Here is an 18,105-nt window from a genome sequence, read left to right as displayed (position 1 = left end):
GATGTCGGCTACTGAGGCTCCAGAGAGGATCGGGCCCTACCGGCTGCTCCGGCAGCTCGGCGAGGGCGGCATGGGGGTGGTCCATCTCGGTTTGGACGCGGAGGGGCGCGAGGTCGCGGTCAAGGTTCTGCACCCGCACGTCGCCACCGATCTCAAGGCGCGCGATCGGCTCACCCGCGAGGTCGAGACCATGCGGCGGGTGCGCAGCAAGCGCGTCGCCGAGATCCTCGACGCCGACCTGACCGGCGCCGCGCCCTACATCGTGACGCGGTACGCCCCGGGGCGGACCTTAGAGCAGACGGTGCTGGAGGACGGGCCGCTCACCGACGACGGCGTGATCCGGCTCGCGGCGGGCATGTGCGAGGCCCTGGTGGCCATCCACGCGGCCGACGTCATCCACCGCGACCTCAAGCCGGCCAACGTGATGCTCGTGGACGGCGAGCCGCTCGTGATCGACTTCGGCATCGCCCACCTGGTCAACGCCACCCGGCTGACCCAGACGGGCATGTTCGTCGGCACGCCCGGCTACCTCGCCCCGGAGATCATCCGGGACACCGAGATCACCCAGGCCGCCGACGTGCACGCGCTGGCGGCCACGGTCTTCTTCGCGGCCACCGGAAAGGCGCCGTTCGGCTCGGGCACGTTCGAGTCGATCTGTTACAACATCCTCGAAGGCAAGGCGCAGGTGGAGCTCGCGCCGGCCTGGCTGCGGGGCTGGCTCCGCAGCGCGCTGGCGCCCGAGGCCACGACGCGTCCCACGGCCGGGTCGCTGCTCCGGCTCACCCGTTCGCTCGATCCCTCGGTCACCGTGCTCCAGGAGACCGCCCACGAGCCGCCCCGCGACGGCGGCACCCGGATCCTGGACGGCACGCGCGTGCTCGACGACATGGCGCGGGGGAACGCGGGCGGTCCGATGACCGGGGCCGGGCCGGTGAACGGCGCCAACGGGAGCCGGACCGGCATGCTGCCGACCGGCGACGACAGCTACTCCGACCTGCTGCCGCCGGTCAACTACGTGGAACCCGAGCGCCCCCGCCGCGAGCCCCGGGCGCCCAGGCAGCGCCGCCCCGTGTCCGCGACGCCTCCGGCACATCCACAGGCCCCGTTCTACGGGCAGGCGGGCCCGCCGCCGTACCAGCCGGCCGTGTCTCAACCGCCGATGTCTCAACCGCCGATGTCTCAACCGCCGATGTCTCAGCCACCCGTGTACCAGCCGTACACCGACCAGCGGGTGGCGGGCTACCCGGAGCCCCGGGTCGCGCCGCCGGCTCCCGCCGCGCCGTACGAGCCCAAGCCGAGGCGGGCCCCCTACCGGGCCCCGCACCCGGTGCTCGCGGCCCTGCTGCTGGCCACGCTCGTGGCGCTGGCCTGCCTGCTGCCGGTCGTGGTGAGCCTGTTCGCCGTCGTGGCGGCGCTGTGCCTGCGGGTGGGGCAGTACCTGCTCGGCGACCTCGCCGACCGCCGGGCCGCGCGCGGCAGCAGCGGGGCCGACCCGCTCCTCGCGGTGCTCGGCACGCCGTGGGCGCTGATCAAGGCCGGGCTGGCGACGGTGGTGCAGGTGCCGCTGGCCGTGATGTTCGCGATGTGCGTGTGGGGCGGGTTCCACTACCTCGGCGGGGTCAGGCCCGATCCCGCCGCGGCCTACGCCGCGGCAGCCTTCGTGGCCGGGCTGTTCCTCCTCCCGGGCGGGAAGGCCCCGCGCAAGGCGGTGTCGCGCACGCTGAGCACGGTGATCCGGAGCCCCGGAGCGGGAATGATCGTGACGATCACGGTCGGCACGGTCGCGCTGTTCGCGATCATGACGGCGCTGTCCGCGGACGCCTCGTGGGTCCCCTGGCGGCCGCCGTCGGTGGCGGTGGACCACATCGTCGCGGAACTCAAACAGAAGGGTCAGGACACGGTCGTCAACCTGATCGGCGGCGTGATCGGGGACATCATGGACAGGATCGGCCTGGGCTTCCTGACCTTCTGGACCTGACCGCCCCGGTCCCACGGTGAACCGGGAGGCACCTATTGGGAACGCCGGAACAGCTTGGTCCCTACCGTCTGGTCTCCGCTCTCGGCTCCGGGGGGTTCGGCGAGGTCCACCTCGCGCTCGATCCCGCCGGGCGCACGGTGGCGGTGAAGGTCCTGCATCCCCACGTCGCCTCCGACGGGTTCGCCATCACCCGCCTCGTCCGCGAGGTGGAGACCATGCGCCGGGTTCGCGGGGCCCACGTCGCCGAGGTGCTGGACGCCTCCCTGTCGGGGGATCGGCCCTACATCGTCACGCGGTACGTCCAGGGCAGGCCGCTGAGCGCGGTCGTGGCCGACGGCGGGCCGGTCGCGGGGGCCGACCTGCTGCGGCTCGCCCTGGGGCTGGCGGAGGCGCTGGAGTCGGTCCACGCGGCCGAGGTCGTCCACCGCGACCTCAAGCCGGCCAATGTGATCGTCTCCGAGCGCGAGCCGTACGTGATCGACTTCGGCATCGCCTGCGCGTTGGAGTCGGCCTCGGTCACCGCCTCGGGCGCGGTCGTCGGCACGCCGGGCTACCTGGCCCCCGAGGTGCTGGAAGGCCGCGAGGCCGGGCCGGAGGCCGACGTGTTCGCCTGGGGGGCGACGCTGGCCTACGCCGCGTCGGGGCGGCAGCCGTACGGGACCGGGCCGGCCGCGGCGATCGCCTACCGGGTCGTCCACCGTGAGCCCGACCTGTCGGGCGTGCCGTCCTGGCTCGTCCCGATCGTGGAGCGGTGCCTGAGCGCCGATCCGGCGGACCGCCCGGCGACGGCCGAGCTGGCCGGGCTCCTCAAGGAGGCCGCGCCGGTGCTGGACGGCATCGAGCCGTCGCGGCCCGCGCTGTCGGAGGCGCCCACCCAGCAGTGGCGGCCCGGCGATCGGCGGCAGAGCCGGCCCGCGCGCGGGACCCGGCGGGGAGAGGTGGACGACCCGCGTGCCGCGCATCGAGAGAAGCTGCACCGCCGCTGGGTGATCGGGTCGGCGGTGGTCGTCGGCCTGTTCGCCGCCGCGGCGCGCGCCAACCTGCCCGAGGTGTCGCTTCTCCTGCTGGTGCTCTACGGCATCGCCCTGCTCGTGGACGCGGGGTTCGGGCTGCTGGGGAAGTCGAGGCGGCGGCTCGTGGTGGACCTCGCGGGCGGCGTCGGGGCCGTCGCGGTGTGGGCGCTGCTCAGCTCGCTGTTCAGCACGGCGACGCTCCTCATGGCCGTCGGCACCGTCCTGTTCCTGCTCGTCATGCTCGTGTTCGCGAGCTGATCTTCGGCGGGAAGGCGATCTAGGAGAACCAGTCGGCGCCGAGCTCCTGGATGGTCCTGCTGCCCTGAGGCACCAGCAGCGCTTCGCTCAGCACCTGGTTGACGTGCTTGGGGTCGTTGACCATGCCGAACAGGAAGAACGAGCCGCCGTCCGCGGTGCGGAAGCCGAAGATCGAACCGTGGCCGGCGAACGCGACGTACGCCCCCTTGTGCACGGCGGGGAACGCCTTGCGGCTGTAGCTGTCCTTGGCCAGGCGGTAGCCGGAGGCGCCCTCCTTCTTCTCGTTGTTCCAGAAGTTCTGGTACTCGTGGGCCACGGCGCCCGCCGCGAGGGTGTCCATGCCGGTGATGTAGCCGTCGGCGTCGAGCCGCGGCTTCGGCATTCGCCGGCCCCGGTGCATCGGGGCCGCGACGGCCAGCTTGAACGGCTGCCCGGGGGTGCGGATGAACGCGAGCACGTGCGGGCGGGCATGGCCTTCGGTGTCCTTGTAGGTCGCCTGCGCGATGAACCATTCGCCGATCGACCATCTACCTGCTCCGGCCGGAGCAGGTAGATGGTCGGGGTGCCGGTCACCTTGATGGGCTGGTGCCCCGGCTTCGACCCGAAGATCTCATGGTTGCGTTCGATCACGCCCTCGTGCAGCGCCGCCTCGACGAACAGCGCGTCGAGCAGGCCGTTCTGATTCCACCACTTGCGCTTTCGCAGCGTCGCGTTGTATCTGCCCACCCACTCCCGCAGGGCCTGCCTCGCCTGGGCGATGGTCGGCCCCATCTCGGCCGCGGGGGGAGTGGGCGCGGCGCTCGACGTCGGCCGTGGCGATGCGACCGGGCTCGGCGCGTCGGCGCGGTGGGCGACCCTGTCGATGACCACACCACAGCCGGACAGGCTCACGACTAGAACCCCGATCAGCCACGTCCCACGCACCGGCGACATCCCCCAAGATCGACCGTAGAAATGCCAACATATCGGGATATTGGAGCACGGTGAGTGCCATACGGCCCCAGCCCGCCGGCTGTCACGGTGTGATCGCCGTGGGCGGCGACGGCCGTAGCGGATTCCGGCCACGGGGACCTCCGCGATGCTTCCGGAACATAGTTCGGTAGGGTGGCAGTGGGCGCGGCCGGGTTGTGGGTGATTCCTCAACCGAAGGACGCGGCCGTTAAAAACCTGGAGGTTTGCACCTAAGCTACCGATGGGTAACATACCCCGGGAGGTCAGGGTCAGCTCGACACCCTGGCCACCCGCGCAGGCGCGCCCGTCAGCACCTGGCAGTCTGCATCACGTGCGCGTACCCCGCGCCACGTACCGAAAACCGCGGCGTCAGCCGTACGGAAAGGGGAGGTCGGCCACCGGCCATGAACATCGTCGTCTGCGTGAAGCAGGTCCCCGACACGGCGACCGAGCGCAAGCTGAGGTCCGATGACAAGACGCTCGACCGCGACGCCGCCGACGGCGTCGTGAACGAGCTCGACGAGTACGCGGTCGAGGAGGCGCTGCGGCTCAAAGAGGCCCATGGAGGCGAGGTCACCGTCCTCAGCATGGGTCCCGCCAAGGCGACCGAGACCATCCGCAAGGCCCTGGCGATGGGCGCCGACAAGGCGGTGCACCTGCACGACGACGCGCTGCACGGCTCGGACGCCCTCGGCACCTCCCACGCCATCTCCCAGGCCCTGAAGAAGATCGGTTTCGACCTGGTGATCCTGGGTTCGGAGTCGACCGACGCCCGCACGGGCATGCTCGCCGCGATGCTGGCCGAGCGGCTCGGCGCCCCGCAGCTCACGCTCGCCTCCAAGGTCGAGGTCGAGGGCACGGCCATCCGGGTCGAGCGGATCACCGACTACGGCTACGACAAGGTCGAGGCGTCGCTGCCCGCCGTCGTGTCGGTGGTCGAGAAGATCAACGAGCCGCGCTACCCGTCGTTCAAGGGCATCATGTCCGCCAAGAAGAAGCCGGTCGAGACGCTCGGCGTCGCCGACGCGGACATCGCGGCCGACCAGGTGGGCCTGGCGAACGCCTGGAGCGAGGTCGTCGACTTCGCCACCGCCCCGCCGCGTGCCGCGGGCACCGTGATCAAGGATGAGGGCGACGGCGGAGCCAAGGCCGCCGAGTTCCTCACGTCGAAGAAGTTCATCTGAGGGGCCCCGTGATGAGTGAGATTCTGGTTCTCGTCGAGCACGCCGACGGCGATGTCAAGAAGGTCACCCTCGAACTGCTGACCCTGGCGCGGTCGCTGGGCACGCCGGCCGCGGTGTGGGCCGGTCCCGGCTACTCCGAGGCCGTGAAGGCCAGGCTCGCCGAGTACGGCGCCGAGAAGATCTACGTGGCGGCGGCCGACGAGATCGGCGACTACGTGGTGGCGCCCAAGGCCGAGGTGCTGGCGCAGCTGGTGGCCGAGCGGTCCCCGGCCGCGGTCTTCGTCGCCGCGACCGGAGAGGGCAAGGAGATCGCCGGCCGTCTGGCGGTCAAGACGGACTCCGGTGTGATCTCGGACGCGGTGGGCGTCGGCGAGGGCTTCGTCGCCGAGCAGTCGATCTTCGGCGGCGGCGTCAACGTCCACAGCCGCGTGACCAGGGGCACGCCGATCATCACGGTCCGCCCGAACAGCACCACCCCCGTCGCCGCCGCCGCGGCCGGCGCCGAGGAGAAGGTGGAGGTCGCGCTGTCGGACGCCGCCCGCGCGGCCAGGATCGTCGAGCGGGTCGTGCAGGAGAAGGGCGCCCGTCCGGAGCTGACCGAGGCCGCGATCGTGGTCTCCGGCGGCCGGGGCGTGGGCTCGGGTGAGAACTTCTCGATCATCGAGAAGCTCGCCGACGCACTCGGCGCGGCCGTGGGCGCCTCGCGGGCCGCGACCGACGCCGGCTGGTATCCGCACCAGTTCCAGGTCGGGCAGACGGGCAAGACCGTGTCCCCACAGCTCTACATCGCGGCGGGCATCTCCGGCGCCATCCAGCACCGGGCCGGCATGCAGACCTCCAAGACCATCGTCGTGATCAACAAGGACGCCGAGGCGCCCCTGTTCGAGATCGCCGACTTCGGTGTCGTGGGTGACCTGTTCCAGGTCGTCCCGCAGCTCACGGAGGAGATCGACAAGCGCAGGTGACGGGTCCGGCCCGTGCCGTGTGTCCACACGGCACGGGCCGGACGCCGGCGCCCCGCACATCGGAGGCGGGCCTGATCCGGGATCAGGTCGGCCTCCGGCATGCCGGGGGTAGTGACCAGCGCGCCGCCGGCCCGGCAGGCGTCAGGCCGCCGTGCGGAGGCGGGCCTCCTCCTCTGCCGGCCGGACCGGCAGCGGGATGATCTCCGCACGGGACGCGGGCAGCAGCCGGGCGGCCACGGTGATGACGACGCCGAGCACGACCGCCACGCCCATCGCGAGCCGCAGCGAGGCCGCGGCGGACAGGAAGCCGATGACCACGGGCCCGAGCAGCAGGCCCGCGTAGCCCATCGTGCTCGCCTGCGCGATCGCCGGGCCGGGCTCGCGCGTCGCGGTTCCGGCCAGCGACAGTGCCATCGGCGAGATCGTCGCCACCGACAGTCCGATGAAGAACAGCCCGGCCACGGCGGCCACGGTCACCGGCGCGGCGATGACCACGAGGAACGCGAGCGCGGTGGCGGCCCCGGAGAACATGATCAGCCCGCGGGCACCGTAGCGGCCGCGCAGCCGGTCGCCCGCCAGCCGGGCGAGCAGCATGCCCGCCTCGAACACCGGGTAGCCGAGCGCGGCGACCGCCTCGGAGGCGTGCAGCGTGCCGATCAGATACAGGCCGTTCCAGTCGGCGACGACGCCCTCCACCATGAACGCGGCGAAGGTGACCGCGCCGAGCAGGTAGACGACCCCGGGCAGCCTGCGCCGGGCACGCGCCGACGCCCGGCCCGCCTCGTCCGTCTCATCCGTCTCGGGCGCGGGGTCGGGCAGGTGCAGACGGCTGAGGGCCAGCGCCGCCGGCACCGACACCAGGGCGACGACCAGGATGTGGGCGGTGAGGGACAGGCCCAGGGCGATGGCCCCCGTGCCGAGCAGGCCCGCCGAGATCGCGCCGACGCACCATCCCGCGTGCAGGCCGCTCATGATCGGCCGGCCGTACGCGCGCTCGACGGCCGAGCCCTGGGCGTTCATGCCGACGTCGACCGCGCCGAACGCCATGCCGAACAGCGCGGCGGACACGGCCAGCGCCGGGAAGGACGGCGCGAACGCGACGAGGACCAGTGACGCCGCGCACAGGGGAGCGGCCGCGCGCAGGACGCCGCGGCTGCCGATCCTCGCCAGGACCACGCGCATGAGCTGCATGGTGAGCAGCGCGCCGATCCCCCAGCTGAGCAGGGTGAGCCCGACCGACGACTCCGGTAGGCGGAGTCGCTCGGCCAGAGCCGGGAGGCGCACGGTGAAGGTTCCACACATCAGGCCGGCCAGGACGAAGGTGAGGACTGCCCCCCGATGGGCCTTCCTCAAAGCGCGGGTCATCACAGCTTCCTTTCCAGGTGAGTCAAGTGGGTTTCCAGGCCCGGATTTACGGGCAGACACGAGCAGGTCGCCCTTCCACGGCAGAGCCGGAAGGAAGGGCGACCACCAGGTGTAGGTCAGGGGTTCACGCAGCGGTGCGCTACAACAGGGCGAGCAGCCTGGCGCGGATCGCGGCGTAGTCGATGATCGCCGCACAGTGGGTGGCGACCTCCCAGACGCCCTCACAGGCCAGCCGTACGACTTGGGAGGTCAGGGGGTCGGGCTCGTCGTCCAGACCCTGCCGCATCCAGCGGTCCATCGCCCCGCGCAGCGGCGCGAGCAGCTCGGGATCGCCGGCCGCACCCGTGACCACGGCCCATCGTCGCAGCCGGCCGGTCTCCACGGCCTCGAACGTCGCGGCGACGTACGCCCGGGTGTAGGTGCTCTCCGCCTGCGCCTCGATGAGCGCGTCGAAGTCGGCGATCAGGCGCTCGATCATGCCTTTGACGAGCGCTTCCTTGTTCGCGAAGTGATAGAGGAGACCGCCCTTGCTGACGCCGGCGCGCTCGGCCACCGCAGCCAGGGTCAGGGCCTGGGTGCCCTGATCCTGCAGCAGGCCCTCGGCCGCGTCCAGCAGTTCGTCCCTCCTCATGCCCCCTACTGTACCGTCTGGACGGTTAAGTTGCGACATGTGCCGCCGCCCTTTGCTCACCCGGATACGCTTGGTGGGCTGAATACCTGTCAGGGAGGGGCCGTGGGAGCTGCATATCTGGACCATGCCTCGACCACGCCGATGCTTCCCGAGGCGATCGAGGCGATGACCGCCCAGCTCAGGGAGGTCGGCAACCCCTCGTCCCTGCATGCGGCGGGCCGCCGTGCCCGCCGGGTCGTCGAGGAGTCGCGCGAGACGATCGCCTGCGCGCTCGGCGCCCGTCCGAGCGAGGTCGTGTTCACGGCCGGCGGCACCGAGGCCGACAACCTCGCCATCAAGGGCCTGTTCTGGGCGAGGAGGCGGCCCAGGATCCTGATCAGCGCGGTCGAGCACCACGCCGCCCTCGACCCCGCCCACTGGCTCGGCGACCACCATGGCGCCCGGGTCGAGCTGCTGGACGTGGACGAGCGGGGCCGGGTGCATCCGGAGACGCTGCGCGAGGCCATCGCCCGCGACCCGGACGACGTGGCGCTGGTGAGCGTCATGTGGGCCAACAACGAGGTGGGCACCGTGCAGCCGGTGCGCGTGCTGGCCGCCATCGCGCACGAATACGGCATCCCCTTCCACACCGACGCGGTGCAGGCGGTCGGCCAGCTCCCGGTCTCGTTCGCCGAGTCCGGCGTGGACGCCATGACCGTGTCCGGCCACAAGGTCGGCGGTCCCGTGGGCGTCGGTGCGCTGCTGCTGGCCCGAGGCGTCGATCCGGTGCCCGTCCTGCACGGGGGCGGGCAGGAGCGCGACATCCGCTCCGGCACCCTCGACGCGCCGGCCATCGCCGGGTTCGCGGCGGCGGTCGAGACGGCCGTGGCCCGGCAGCCCGCCACGGCCGGGCGGTTGTCGGCGTTGCGCGACGACCTGATCGAGCGCGTACGGCGGGCCGTGCCCGACGTCGTGCTGAACGGCGACCCGGTGAACCGGCTGCCCGGCAACGCCCACTTCTCGTTCCCCGGGTGCGAGGGGGACGCCCTGCTCATGCTCCTCGACGCCAAGGGCGTGGAGTGCTCCACGGGCTCGGCCTGCTCGGCCGGGGTCGCCCAGCCGTCCCACGTGCTGCTCGCCATGGGCCAGGACGGCGCCCGCGCCCGCGGCTCGCTGCGTTTCTCCCTCGGTCACACCTCCGTGGAAGAGGACGTCGACCGGGTCGCGGAGGTCATCGGGCATGTCGTCGAGCGCGCTCGTCGTGCTGGTCTGTCGTAACTTGCCCCGGTTGTCCCTGTAGGGCGCGGGCATAGACCCCGCCGGATCCGGTGACGGCCGTCGCCGCGCCTATCGGGCCGTACGGCGCAGCAGCGCGCGCTGCAGGCGATGGACCGCCCGGAGGCGCCGCGACGAGCGCAGCCGCCCGAGGCGGGCCTGGAGCCGGTCGCCCAGCTCGATCAGCTGCTCCTCATCCGCGAAGCGCTCGATCTCGGGGAACATCTGCCGCTCCTCGTCGAGATGGGCGTGCGACTCCAGCGCGTCGTGCATCACCCTCAGCTCCCGGTCGAACCGGCCGGTCCGGGGGTCGGCGCGCACCAGCGCCGCGAGCTGGTCGCTGAGCTGGCGGTGCTCGGACCAGGCGGCGCCGACGGCCGGGGTGACGTCCCGCATCGCGGGATAGAAGATCTCCTCCTCGATCAGCTCGTGCATCCGCAGCTCGTCGAACAGCTCGTCGGCGAGCGCGCGCCGTCGTCCGGGCTCCGAGCGCGGCGTCTCCAGCAGGCGCCGTATGAGCCCCCGCAGCACCTCGTGGTGCTCCACGAGCACCCGCGTCGCCCTCTTGCGCTCCTGCGGGGGCGGCGCCTCCCGCAGCTCCGTGAGCGCCTGTGGCCTTCTCCTCATGGCCGCACCTCCTGCTGGTGGACCAGCGCGCTGCCGGGAGGCGAGCTCGTCGGCTTCGGCGCCCGGCGCACCTCGATCCACCCGTCGCGTACGCGGGTCTGGAAGCACGGCACGGGGGCGGTGGCCGGGCCGTTCAGACTCTCGCCGCTGCGCAGCTCGAACTGCGAACCGTGCCAGGGGCAGGTGATGGACCCGTCGCGGAGCCAGCCCTGGGACAGCGGGCCGCCCAGGTGCGGGCAGGCGTTCTCCAGGGCGTGGATGCGGCCGTCCGCGCGGACCAGGACGACGTCCACGTCGCCCGCCCGCACCCGGTGGAGCCGGTCGCCGGTCAGGTCGCGCTCGGCCAGCACAGGGGTGAAGTGGCGGGGATCGAGCTGCCCGCCGGTCTGGTCGACCCCGATCCGGTGGCGGTGGACGAGCGTGCCGCCCAGAAAGCCGCCGGCCATGATCACGGGATAGCCGAGCAGGGCGGCGAGCCGCCCCCGCAGGTGGTGTCCCCGGCCCCGCTGCCACCACGACCAGCCGTACAGGGCGACGGCGAGCGTGTTGAGCGTGCCGTGGACCATGCCGACGCGCCGGGCGTTGTCGTGCGTGTGCTGCCAGTCGTGCAGGCCGGTCACCGCCGCGGCCAGTGCCCCGGCGAGGCCGACTCCCACGGCTGCGCGCGCCGCGCGCTTCTGCCCCGTGAGGTCCAGGACCAGCGCCGTCGTCCAGGAGCCGATCGGGAGGTCGGTGAGCACCGGGTGGAGAGGGTGCCCCAGCCAGACGCCGTGCAGGAAACCGCGGGCACGGCCTCCGGTGACCCCGGCGAGGTTCTCGGCGAAGGCGAGTCCCTGTTCGAGCCGATGACCCGGCCGGTCGAGGCGGGCATCGCCTTCGATCGCGTTCAGCAACCGGTCCAGTGCGCGCTGAGCCATGTCCGATCCCAATCCCATCGCCGGATCGGCCCGCAGCCTGCGGGAGCGGGCGGAACGCGGGCCCCCGCCCGCGCGTTGCGTCTATCGCGACGTGCCCGTGCTCAAATGTGATGAAACGCGCTGAATGGGCGATTCAGGTCAGGAAGGCGGCGACCGCGCTCCATGAGGGGTCCTCGGCCACGTCGACGCGGGCCTGCCCCTCCTTCCACTCGGCCGCGGCCTCCTCGACCACGGGCGGCACGGCCGCCGCGGGGTCGGCGTAGACGTGCAGCACCCGGCTGCGGTCGGCGGTCAGGTGGGCCGTCAGCACGGCGGAGCCGAGCGCGGCCAGTCGCTCGGTCAGCCGCTCCTCGAAGTCGCGCAGCGCGTCCAGGGAGGCCCCGGCGGGCAGCCCGTCGCCGTCGGCCTCCCGGTAGGGCAGCGTGACGGCGATGTGCTGGTCGAACAGCGGGAAGTCGACCGGCCGGAGGGGATAGCGGGCGGCGGCGGTCAGCCGGCCGCCGGTGGCGGTGTTGCCTTCGAGGAGCGCCCACTGCTCCTCCGCGAAACCCTCCGCCACGTCGGCGACGACGGCGGGCAGATGGATCGCGGGGAGGGCGTCGATCGGCTCGAACTCCGCGGCCACGATCTCGCCCACCCAGCGGGCCACCTCGTCCTCGCCCAGCAGCCAGTCGAGCGCGAGGAAGGCCGCCTCCGTCCGCGTGTCGTCGTCGACGTCGGGGAAGATCGGGTGGAATGCGGTGACGTCCACGCGCGGCGCGCCGGGCGGCACGCGCAGCGCCACCACCAGCCGGTCGAGCCCGAACTCGCGACCGCCGACGTCGACCGTCAGATCCGCGGCCTGCGGGTTCGCCTGGCGCGACGGATGGAACTCCCACATCGCGTCCGCCGGCGGCGCCGCCAGGGCCCACCGGTGGGCGAACGGCCGCAGCTCCGGGTCGTTCGACGCGCTGACGACCAGGGCGTTCACGGCCATGCGGCCCGGAGCGATCTCCCAGACGAGGGACGGATGAAGGGCGGTGACGGCGGGGCCGATCAGCTCGAACAGGGCCTCGGGGTCCTCCGCCTCGACGCCCGCGTCGATCTGGGGCCGTGCCTGATCCCACCAGGTCCAGAATGCCGCGATGGCCTCGGCGGGGTCGGCGGACTCGCTCTTGCGCCCGAACACTCGCATGACCCCGCATCCTGGCAGCCCGCCCGCCCCGATGCCAACGCGGGCGCGGCTCCGCGGGCGGTAACCTCGAACTGTTATGGGTCCCACAAGAAAGCTCCGCGTCCTCGCCGCCATGTCCGGCGGGGTCGACTCCGCGGTGGCCGCCGCCCGGATCGCCGAGGCGGGGCACGACGTCACCGGCGTCCATCTGGCGCTGTCGTCCAATCCGCAGTCCTACCGCACCGGCGCGCGCGGGTGCTGCACCCTGGAGGACGCCCGCGACGCGCGCCGGGCGGCCGACGTCATCGGCATCCCCTTCTACGTGTGGGACATGGCGGAACGGTTCCATCGTGACGTGGTCGAGGACTTCGTCAGCGAGTACGCCGCCGGGCGCACCCCCAATCCCTGCCTGCGCTGCAACGAGAAGATCAAGTTCGAGGCGGTGCTCGACCGGGCGCTCGCGCTCGGCTTCGACGCCGTCGCCACCGGCCACCACGCACGGCTGGAGGACGGCGTGCTGCGGCGCAGCGTCGACGAGGCCAAGGACCAGTCGTACGTGCTGGGCGTGCTCACCCGCGCGCAGCTCGCGCACGCGATCTTCCCGCTGGGCGGTTCGACCAAGGCGCAGGTGCGCGAGGAGGCGGCGCGGCGCGGGCTGACCGTCGCCGACAAGCCCGACAGCCACGACATCTGCTTCATCGCCGACGGCGACACCCGGGCGTTCCTCGCCGACCGGCTCGGCGCGTCCGAGGGGCCGATCGTCGACGCGCTCACCGGCCGGGTGGTCGGCAGCCACCAGGGGGCGTACGGCTTCACGGTCGGGCAGCGCAAGGGCCTGCACATCGACCGGCCTGCCGCCGACGGCAGGCCGCGCTACGTGCTGTCGATCGAGCCGGTGTCCAACACGGTCACGGTCGGTCCCCGCACCTCCCTGGAGGTCCGCAGCATCGTGAGCGAGCGGCCGGTGTGGAACGGCCCGCTGACGGAGCCGTACGAGCCGATCACGTGCACGGTCCAGTTGCGCGCCCACGGCGAGGTGTACGGCTGCCGCGCCCAGGTCTCCGGCGGCGAGCTGCACATCGAGCTCGACCGCCCGGCGACCGGCGTCGCGGCGGGTCAGGGCGCCGTCCTCTACGACGGGGACGTCGTCATCGGCTCCGCCACGATCGCGTCGGCCGTCTGAGATCCGGCTCTGAGATTCCAGCCGTCTGAGAGCCCAGCCGTCCGGGATTCCAGCCGGCCGGGATCCCGGCCGCCCGAGATCCCGGCCGTCGACATCAGGAGATGTCGACGGACTCCCCGGCCGGGATGCGGCGGAAGTCGGCCTTCTGCTTGTCGGCCTCCATGCCGAGCCAGTTGTCGATCAGCGTCGCGCCGATCTCGTTGACCAGCCCGTCGTGGGTCGAGTAGGCCCGGGCGGGCCGGACGTAGCGCAGATACATGATCATCTCGGCTCCTTTGAGCCACGGCGCGTTGGTCGGCACGAGCAGCGTGGGCACGTCGCGCCCGGGCGGCGTGAGGGCGTCGCCGGGGTAGAACACCTCGTCGTCCACGAAGAAGCCGACGTTCTGCACGGGCGGGACGTCGGGGAGGTTGAGCGCGTGCCACTCGCCGACCGCCTGCACGTGGAAGCCCGCCGTGTCGAAGGCGTCCCCGTGGTCGACGACCTGGACCTTCGCCGGGATCTGGCCGAGCTGGTCGGCGACCGCCTGGCAGGTGAAGATTTCCAGGTCCGGGCTCGCGTTCTTGAGCAGACTCGCGTCCACGTGGTCGAAGTGCTCATGGGTGACGAGCACCGCGTCCGCGGCGTCGAGGATTCCCTCGCCGCTGAACGAGCCCGGGTCGATGACGAGCGTCCGGCCGTTCTTCTCCAGCCGCCAGCACGCGTGTCCGAGTTTGGTGAGTTTCATAAACCCTAAGCTAATGAACGTGAGCGACTATCCATGGCCTCGGGCCACGGCCACCGGGGTGGGGTCCTACCCGGGCGAGGACCATCTGGAGGCGGTCAGGACGGCCTTCGGCGAACTGCCCATGCCCTACCTGCCCGAGCTGCCCGGCCGGGGCGTCGGCGCGGACATGATCGGCCGTACGGCGTCCCTCCTGGTCGAGCTGCCGGTGGAGGTGCAGCCGTCCGGCTGGCGGCTCGCCGACCGGCCGGGACGGGACTTCAGGCGGGCCAGGGACCACCTCACCCGTGACCTCGACGGCCTGGAGGAGGTCTCCCAGGGTTACCAGGGGCCGTTCAAGATCCAGGCATGTGGGCCGTGGACGCTCGCCGGAGCGATCGAGCTCAGGTACGGCGACAAGGTGCTCGCCGACACGGGAGCCGTACGCGACCTGACCGAGTCGCTGGCCGAGGGGCTCGCGCGGCACGTGGAGGAGGTCCGGCGCCGGATTCCCGGAGCCGACCTCGTCGTCCAGATCGACGAGCCGGGGCTGCCCGGGGTGCTGGCGGGCACGGTGCCGACCGCGTCCGGCTTCGGGCGGCTGGCCGCCGTCGACTCCCCGATCGCGGCCGAACGGTTGAGGACCGTGCTGTCCGCGCTCGCACCCGCCTTCCCGGTCGTCCACTGCTGCGCGCCGGGCGTGCCGTACGAGGTGATCCGTACGGCGGGCGCGCGGGGCGCGTCGGTGGACGCGGCGCTGCTGCGCCGCCGTGACGAGGACGCCATCGGGGAGACGATCGAGAAGGGGCTCGCGCTGTTCCTCGGCGTCGTGCCGGGGACCGACACCCGGCTGGCGGACGTCGGGGTGGTGGCCAAGCCGGCGGTCGAGCTGTGGCGGCGCCTCGGCTTCCCGCCCGCCCGGCTCGCCGAGCAGGTCGTGCTCACCCCCTCCTGCGGCCTGGCCGGGGCCTCGCCCGCGTACGCCAAGGCGGCGCTGGCCCGGTGCAGGGAGGCGGCCCGGGTGCTGAGTGAGGACCCCGGCGAGTAAGGCCGCCGTAGTCCGCGGCCGACCGGCCGATGCGAGCGTGGCGAGGGCACACGGCGTGCCGCCCGTAACCGAGGGCCACAGACGAGGGCACGGTGGGCGAGGGGACGGCGGACGAGGGCACGGTGGACGAGGGCACTGGGAACGGGTCTGGACCCAGGGAGGCCGACCCTCGGGCCGGTCCCTCTCCATCCGCGGCGACCGGCCCGAGTCGCCCAGGCAAAAAGGAATGAAAGTGGGCGACAAGCGGTCTACCGTGATTCTCGATCGCTCCTGAAGCGAGGGGCCGCGCTGGTCTGGAGCGGCCTTCCCGCCGAGTGATCCGGCGGGGGCCGCCCACGTCCTCGGCGCGGCCCCCGCCCCGTCCTTCGCTAACTGTCAGTGGCCGGAGATACGGTTGCCCTGGGTGTCTGACGAGGGGAGACGGGCGACGTGACCGACAGGGCTGACGAGACTGACGGGCTCGACCGCACCGGGCTCGATGACGCTGGGCCTGACGACACCGGGCTGGATGACACCGGGCTGGATGACACCGGGCTGGATGACACCGGGCTAAATGACACCGGGTCGGATGACACGGTGCTCGCCGATGAGGCGAACGGCCACGCGGAGGCCCTGAGCGAGGTCGAAAGCGTGACGGGCGCCGCCGAGACCACCGGGAGCGTCAGCGGGGGAGCACAAAGCGCCAGCGGGGAAGTGCAGAGCGCGCCTGGCGAGGCGCGGGAGCGGCACGCCGAGCTTTCGGAACTGCTCGGTGACGCCAACTGGCGTTACTACGTGCTCGACTCGCCCACCGTGAGCGACGCCGAGTACGACAGCTGGATGCGGGAGATCCTCGCGCTGGAGGAGGCGCATCCCGACCTGCGTACGCCGGACTCGCCCACCCAGAAGGTGGGGGCGCCTATCTCCACCGAGTTCACCGCCGTCGCCCATCTCCAGCGCCTGGAGAGCCTCGACAACGCCTTCAACGACGCCGACCTCGCCGGCTGGCAGGCCAGGGCCGAGCGGCTGATCGAGGCCGACCCCGGGCCCTACCTGTGCGAGCTGAAGATCGACGGCCTGGCCGTGGCGCTCGTGTACGAGAAGGGCCGCCTGGTGCGGGGCGCGACCCGGGGCGACGGGCGCACCGGCGACGACATCACCCCCAACATCCGCACGCTCGGCGACGTGCCGCATCGGCTGGACGGGGACGACGTGCCCGACCTGCTGGAGGTCCGTGGCGAGGTCTTCCTGCCGGTCGAGGGCTTCAAGAAGCTCAACGAGCAGCTCATGGACGCGGGCAAGACGCCCTTCAGGAACCCGCGCAACTCGGCCGCCGGCTCGCTGCGGCAGAAGGATCCTCGCGTCACCGCGCAGCGGCCACTGCGGATGATCGTCCACGGCGTCGGCAAGTGGGAGGGCGGTGGCCCGCTGCCCGCCACCCAGTCGGCCGTCTACGAGCGGCTGCGTGACTTCGGCCTCCCGGTCAGCGACCGCTACAAGGTGGTCGAGAGCCTCGACGAGATCCGCGAGTTCGTCACCTACTACAACGACCACCGCCACGACCCGGAGTACGAGATCGACGGCGTCGTGGTCAAGATCGACCGGATTCCGGTGCAGCGGCAGCTCGGTTCGACCAGCCGGGCCCCCCGCTGGGCCATCGCGTTCAAGTACCCGCCGGAGGAGGTCACCACCAAGCTCCTCGACATCCAGGTCGGCGTGGGCAGGACGGGCCGGGTCACGCCGTTCGGCGTGATGAAGCCCGTGGTGGTGGCGGGGTCCACGGTGGAGCGCGCGACGCTGCACAACGCCTCGGAGGTCGTGCGCAAAGGGGTGCTGATCGGCGACACCGTGGTGCTGCGCAAGGCGGGCGACGTCATCCCCGAGATCGTCGGCCCGGTGGTGGACCTGCGGCAGGGCGGCGAGCGGGAGTTCGTCATGCCCACGCACTGCCCGGAGTGCGGCACCGAGCTGGCCTACGAGCGGGAGGGCGACGCCGACCTGCGCTGCCCGAACGCCCGGTCCTGCCCCGCGCAACTGCGTGAGCGGATCTACTTCGCGGCCGGGCGCAACGCGTTCGACATCGACGGGCTGGGCTACGTCGCGGCGACCGCGCTGACCCAGCCGCTACCGCCGCAGGAGCCGCCGGTCCGCACGGAGGCCGACCTGTTCGACCTGACCATCGAGAAGCTGCTGCCGATCAGGTCGGTGGTCCGCGACCCCGAGACCGGCCAGCCGAAGACCGATCCGGAGACCGGTGAGCCGAAGGTCGTCTCGTTCTTCGCCAACATCTCGGGTGAGCCGAGCAAGAACGCCGAGCTGATCCTCCAGCAGTTGAAGGAGAAGAAGGACCAGCCGCTGTGGCGGGTGCTCGTGGCGCTGACGATCCGGCACATCGGGCCGCCCACGGCCCGCGCGCTCGCCGCGGAGTTCCGCTCGATCGACGCCATCGCCGAGGCGTCGGAGGAGGAACTGGCGGCCGTGGAGGGCATCGGCCCGAGGGTCGCCACGACGATCAAGGAGTGGTTCGCGGTCGACTGGCACCAGGAGATCATCGAGAGATGGCGGGCCGCCGGTGTCCGGATGGCCGACGAGTCACCCGCCGACGAGGGGCCGCGTCCGTTGGAAGGGCTAACCTTCGTCGTCACCGGGACGCTGGCCGACTTCAGCCGCGACGAGGCCGGCGAGGCCATCGGATCCAGGGGAGGCAAGGTCACCTCGTCGGTGTCGAAGAAGACGAGCTTCCTGGTGGTGGGGGACAACCCCGGTTCGAAGTACGACAAGGCGGTCAAGGCCGGCGTCCCGATTCTCAACGAGGAAGGCTTCCACACGTTGCTGAGCGAGGGCCCCGACGCCGCCCGCGCCGTCGCCGTCACCCCCGAGGAGTGACCCCGGCCGC

General features: G+C 72.1%; 16 protein-coding genes. 9 read left to right on the top strand and 7 right to left on the bottom strand.

Annotated features, from left to right (window positions below; translation table 11 throughout):
- Position 1 precedes the first annotated feature (1 nt).
- Both ACGFIB_RS23895 and ACGFIB_RS23890 read left to right on the top strand, forming a co-directional pair.
- Entirely contained in the window at positions 2–1,978 is a 1,977-nt protein-coding gene (locus ACGFIB_RS23895; RefSeq protein ID WP_393374989.1) for a protein kinase domain-containing protein, read from the top strand.
- Positions 1,979–2,013: 35 nt separating this feature from the next.
- The gene (locus tag ACGFIB_RS23890; RefSeq protein WP_393374987.1) at positions 2,014–3,249 is read left to right on the top strand and encodes a serine/threonine-protein kinase; all 1,236 of its coding nucleotides are present in this window, start codon (positions 2,014–2,016) and stop codon (positions 3,247–3,249) included.
- A 19-nt stretch (positions 3,250–3,268) separates the two neighbouring features.
- Here ACGFIB_RS23890 and ACGFIB_RS23885 read toward each other — a convergent pair whose 3' ends face one another.
- Positions 3,269–3,706 carry a hypothetical protein gene (locus ACGFIB_RS23885; protein WP_393374984.1) on the bottom strand — a complete coding sequence of 146 codons (438 nt, stop codon included), beginning with the start codon at positions 3,704–3,706 and terminating at the stop codon, positions 3,269–3,271.
- Positions 3,707–3,940: 234 nt separating this feature from the next.
- On the opposite strand from ACGFIB_RS23885, the gene ACGFIB_RS23880 reads away from it, so the two are divergent.
- The 3 genes from ACGFIB_RS23880 to ACGFIB_RS23870 all read left to right on the top strand — a co-directional run bounded on the left by ACGFIB_RS23880 (position 3,941) and on the right by ACGFIB_RS23870 (position 6,349).
- Positions 3,941–4,201: a hypothetical protein gene (locus ACGFIB_RS23880; protein WP_393374982.1), complete on the top strand. Its 261-nt coding sequence runs from the start codon at positions 3,941–3,943 to the stop codon at positions 4,199–4,201.
- Between the two features lie 403 nt (positions 4,202–4,604).
- The gene (locus ACGFIB_RS23875) at positions 4,605–5,384 is read left to right on the top strand and encodes an electron transfer flavoprotein subunit beta/FixA family protein (protein WP_142572063.1); all 780 of its coding nucleotides are present in this window, start codon (positions 4,605–4,607) and stop codon (positions 5,382–5,384) included.
- Between the two features lie 11 nt (positions 5,385–5,395).
- Entirely contained in the window at positions 5,396–6,349 is a 954-nt protein-coding gene (locus tag ACGFIB_RS23870) for an electron transfer flavoprotein subunit alpha/FixB family protein (protein ID WP_142572062.1), read from the top strand.
- A 141-nt stretch (positions 6,350–6,490) separates the two neighbouring features.
- Here the strand turns inward: ACGFIB_RS23870 and ACGFIB_RS23865 are convergent, their stop codons facing one another.
- Positions 6,491–7,714 carry an MFS transporter gene (locus ACGFIB_RS23865; protein WP_393374980.1) on the bottom strand — a complete coding sequence of 408 codons (1,224 nt, stop codon included), beginning with the start codon at positions 7,712–7,714 and terminating at the stop codon, positions 6,491–6,493.
- Positions 7,715–7,853: 139 nt separating this feature from the next.
- The gene (locus ACGFIB_RS23860; RefSeq protein WP_142572060.1) at positions 7,854–8,345 is read right to left on the bottom strand and encodes a TetR/AcrR family transcriptional regulator; all 492 of its coding nucleotides are present in this window, start codon (positions 8,343–8,345) and stop codon (positions 7,854–7,856) included.
- 102 nt (positions 8,346–8,447) lie between these two features.
- Between ACGFIB_RS23860 and ACGFIB_RS23855 the strand changes: the two genes are divergently transcribed.
- A complete protein-coding gene (locus ACGFIB_RS23855) occupies positions 8,448–9,602 on the top strand; it encodes a cysteine desulfurase family protein (protein WP_357246324.1) in 1,155 nt (384 codons plus the stop codon).
- A 69-nt stretch (positions 9,603–9,671) separates the two neighbouring features.
- Here ACGFIB_RS23855 and ACGFIB_RS23850 read toward each other — a convergent pair whose 3' ends face one another.
- From ACGFIB_RS23850 to ACGFIB_RS23840, 3 genes are all read right to left on the bottom strand, one after another.
- Positions 9,672–10,226, bottom strand: a complete 555-nt coding sequence (locus ACGFIB_RS23850) for a hemerythrin domain-containing protein (RefSeq protein WP_393374978.1) — start codon at positions 10,224–10,226, stop codon at positions 9,672–9,674.
- Complete coding sequence (locus ACGFIB_RS23845; RefSeq protein ID WP_357246319.1) at positions 10,223–11,143, bottom strand: Rieske 2Fe-2S domain-containing protein; 921 nt, start codon at positions 11,141–11,143, stop codon at positions 10,223–10,225. The genes ACGFIB_RS23850 and ACGFIB_RS23845 overlap by 4 nt, the downstream gene beginning before the upstream one ends.
- A 133-nt stretch (positions 11,144–11,276) precedes the next feature.
- Positions 11,277–12,317 carry a DUF695 domain-containing protein gene (locus tag ACGFIB_RS23840; RefSeq protein ID WP_357260661.1) on the bottom strand — a complete coding sequence of 347 codons (1,041 nt, stop codon included), beginning with the start codon at positions 12,315–12,317 and terminating at the stop codon, positions 11,277–11,279.
- A gap of 76 nt (positions 12,318–12,393) precedes the next feature.
- On the opposite strand from ACGFIB_RS23840, the gene mnmA reads away from it, so the two are divergent.
- Positions 12,394–13,479 carry a tRNA 2-thiouridine(34) synthase MnmA gene (mnmA, locus tag ACGFIB_RS23835; RefSeq protein ID WP_142572055.1) on the top strand — a complete coding sequence of 362 codons (1,086 nt, stop codon included), beginning with the start codon at positions 12,394–12,396 and terminating at the stop codon, positions 13,477–13,479.
- A gap of 94 nt (positions 13,480–13,573) precedes the next feature.
- Here the strand turns inward: mnmA and ACGFIB_RS23830 are convergent, their stop codons facing one another.
- Complete coding sequence (locus tag ACGFIB_RS23830; RefSeq protein WP_393374973.1) at positions 13,574–14,206, bottom strand: MBL fold metallo-hydrolase; 633 nt, start codon at positions 14,204–14,206, stop codon at positions 13,574–13,576.
- Between the two features lie 13 nt (positions 14,207–14,219).
- Between ACGFIB_RS23830 and ACGFIB_RS23825 the strand changes: the two genes are divergently transcribed.
- Together ACGFIB_RS23825 and ligA are read left to right on the top strand one after the other, a co-directional pair.
- Positions 14,220–15,230 carry a methionine synthase gene (locus tag ACGFIB_RS23825; protein ID WP_142572053.1) on the top strand — a complete coding sequence of 337 codons (1,011 nt, stop codon included), beginning with the start codon at positions 14,220–14,222 and terminating at the stop codon, positions 15,228–15,230.
- A gap of 693 nt (positions 15,231–15,923) precedes the next feature.
- Positions 15,924–18,095, top strand: a complete 2,172-nt coding sequence (gene ligA, locus ACGFIB_RS23820) for an NAD-dependent DNA ligase LigA (protein WP_393375094.1) — start codon at positions 15,924–15,926, stop codon at positions 18,093–18,095.
- Positions 18,096–18,105: the final 10 nt, after the last annotated feature.

Source organism: Microbispora bryophytorum, assembly GCF_043197435.1.
Lineage (GTDB): Bacteria > Actinomycetota > Actinomycetes > Streptosporangiales > Streptosporangiaceae > Microbispora > Microbispora bryophytorum.
The sequence above is the reverse complement of the archived record's forward strand: the minus strand, read 5'-3'. Positions and strand labels throughout refer to the sequence as shown.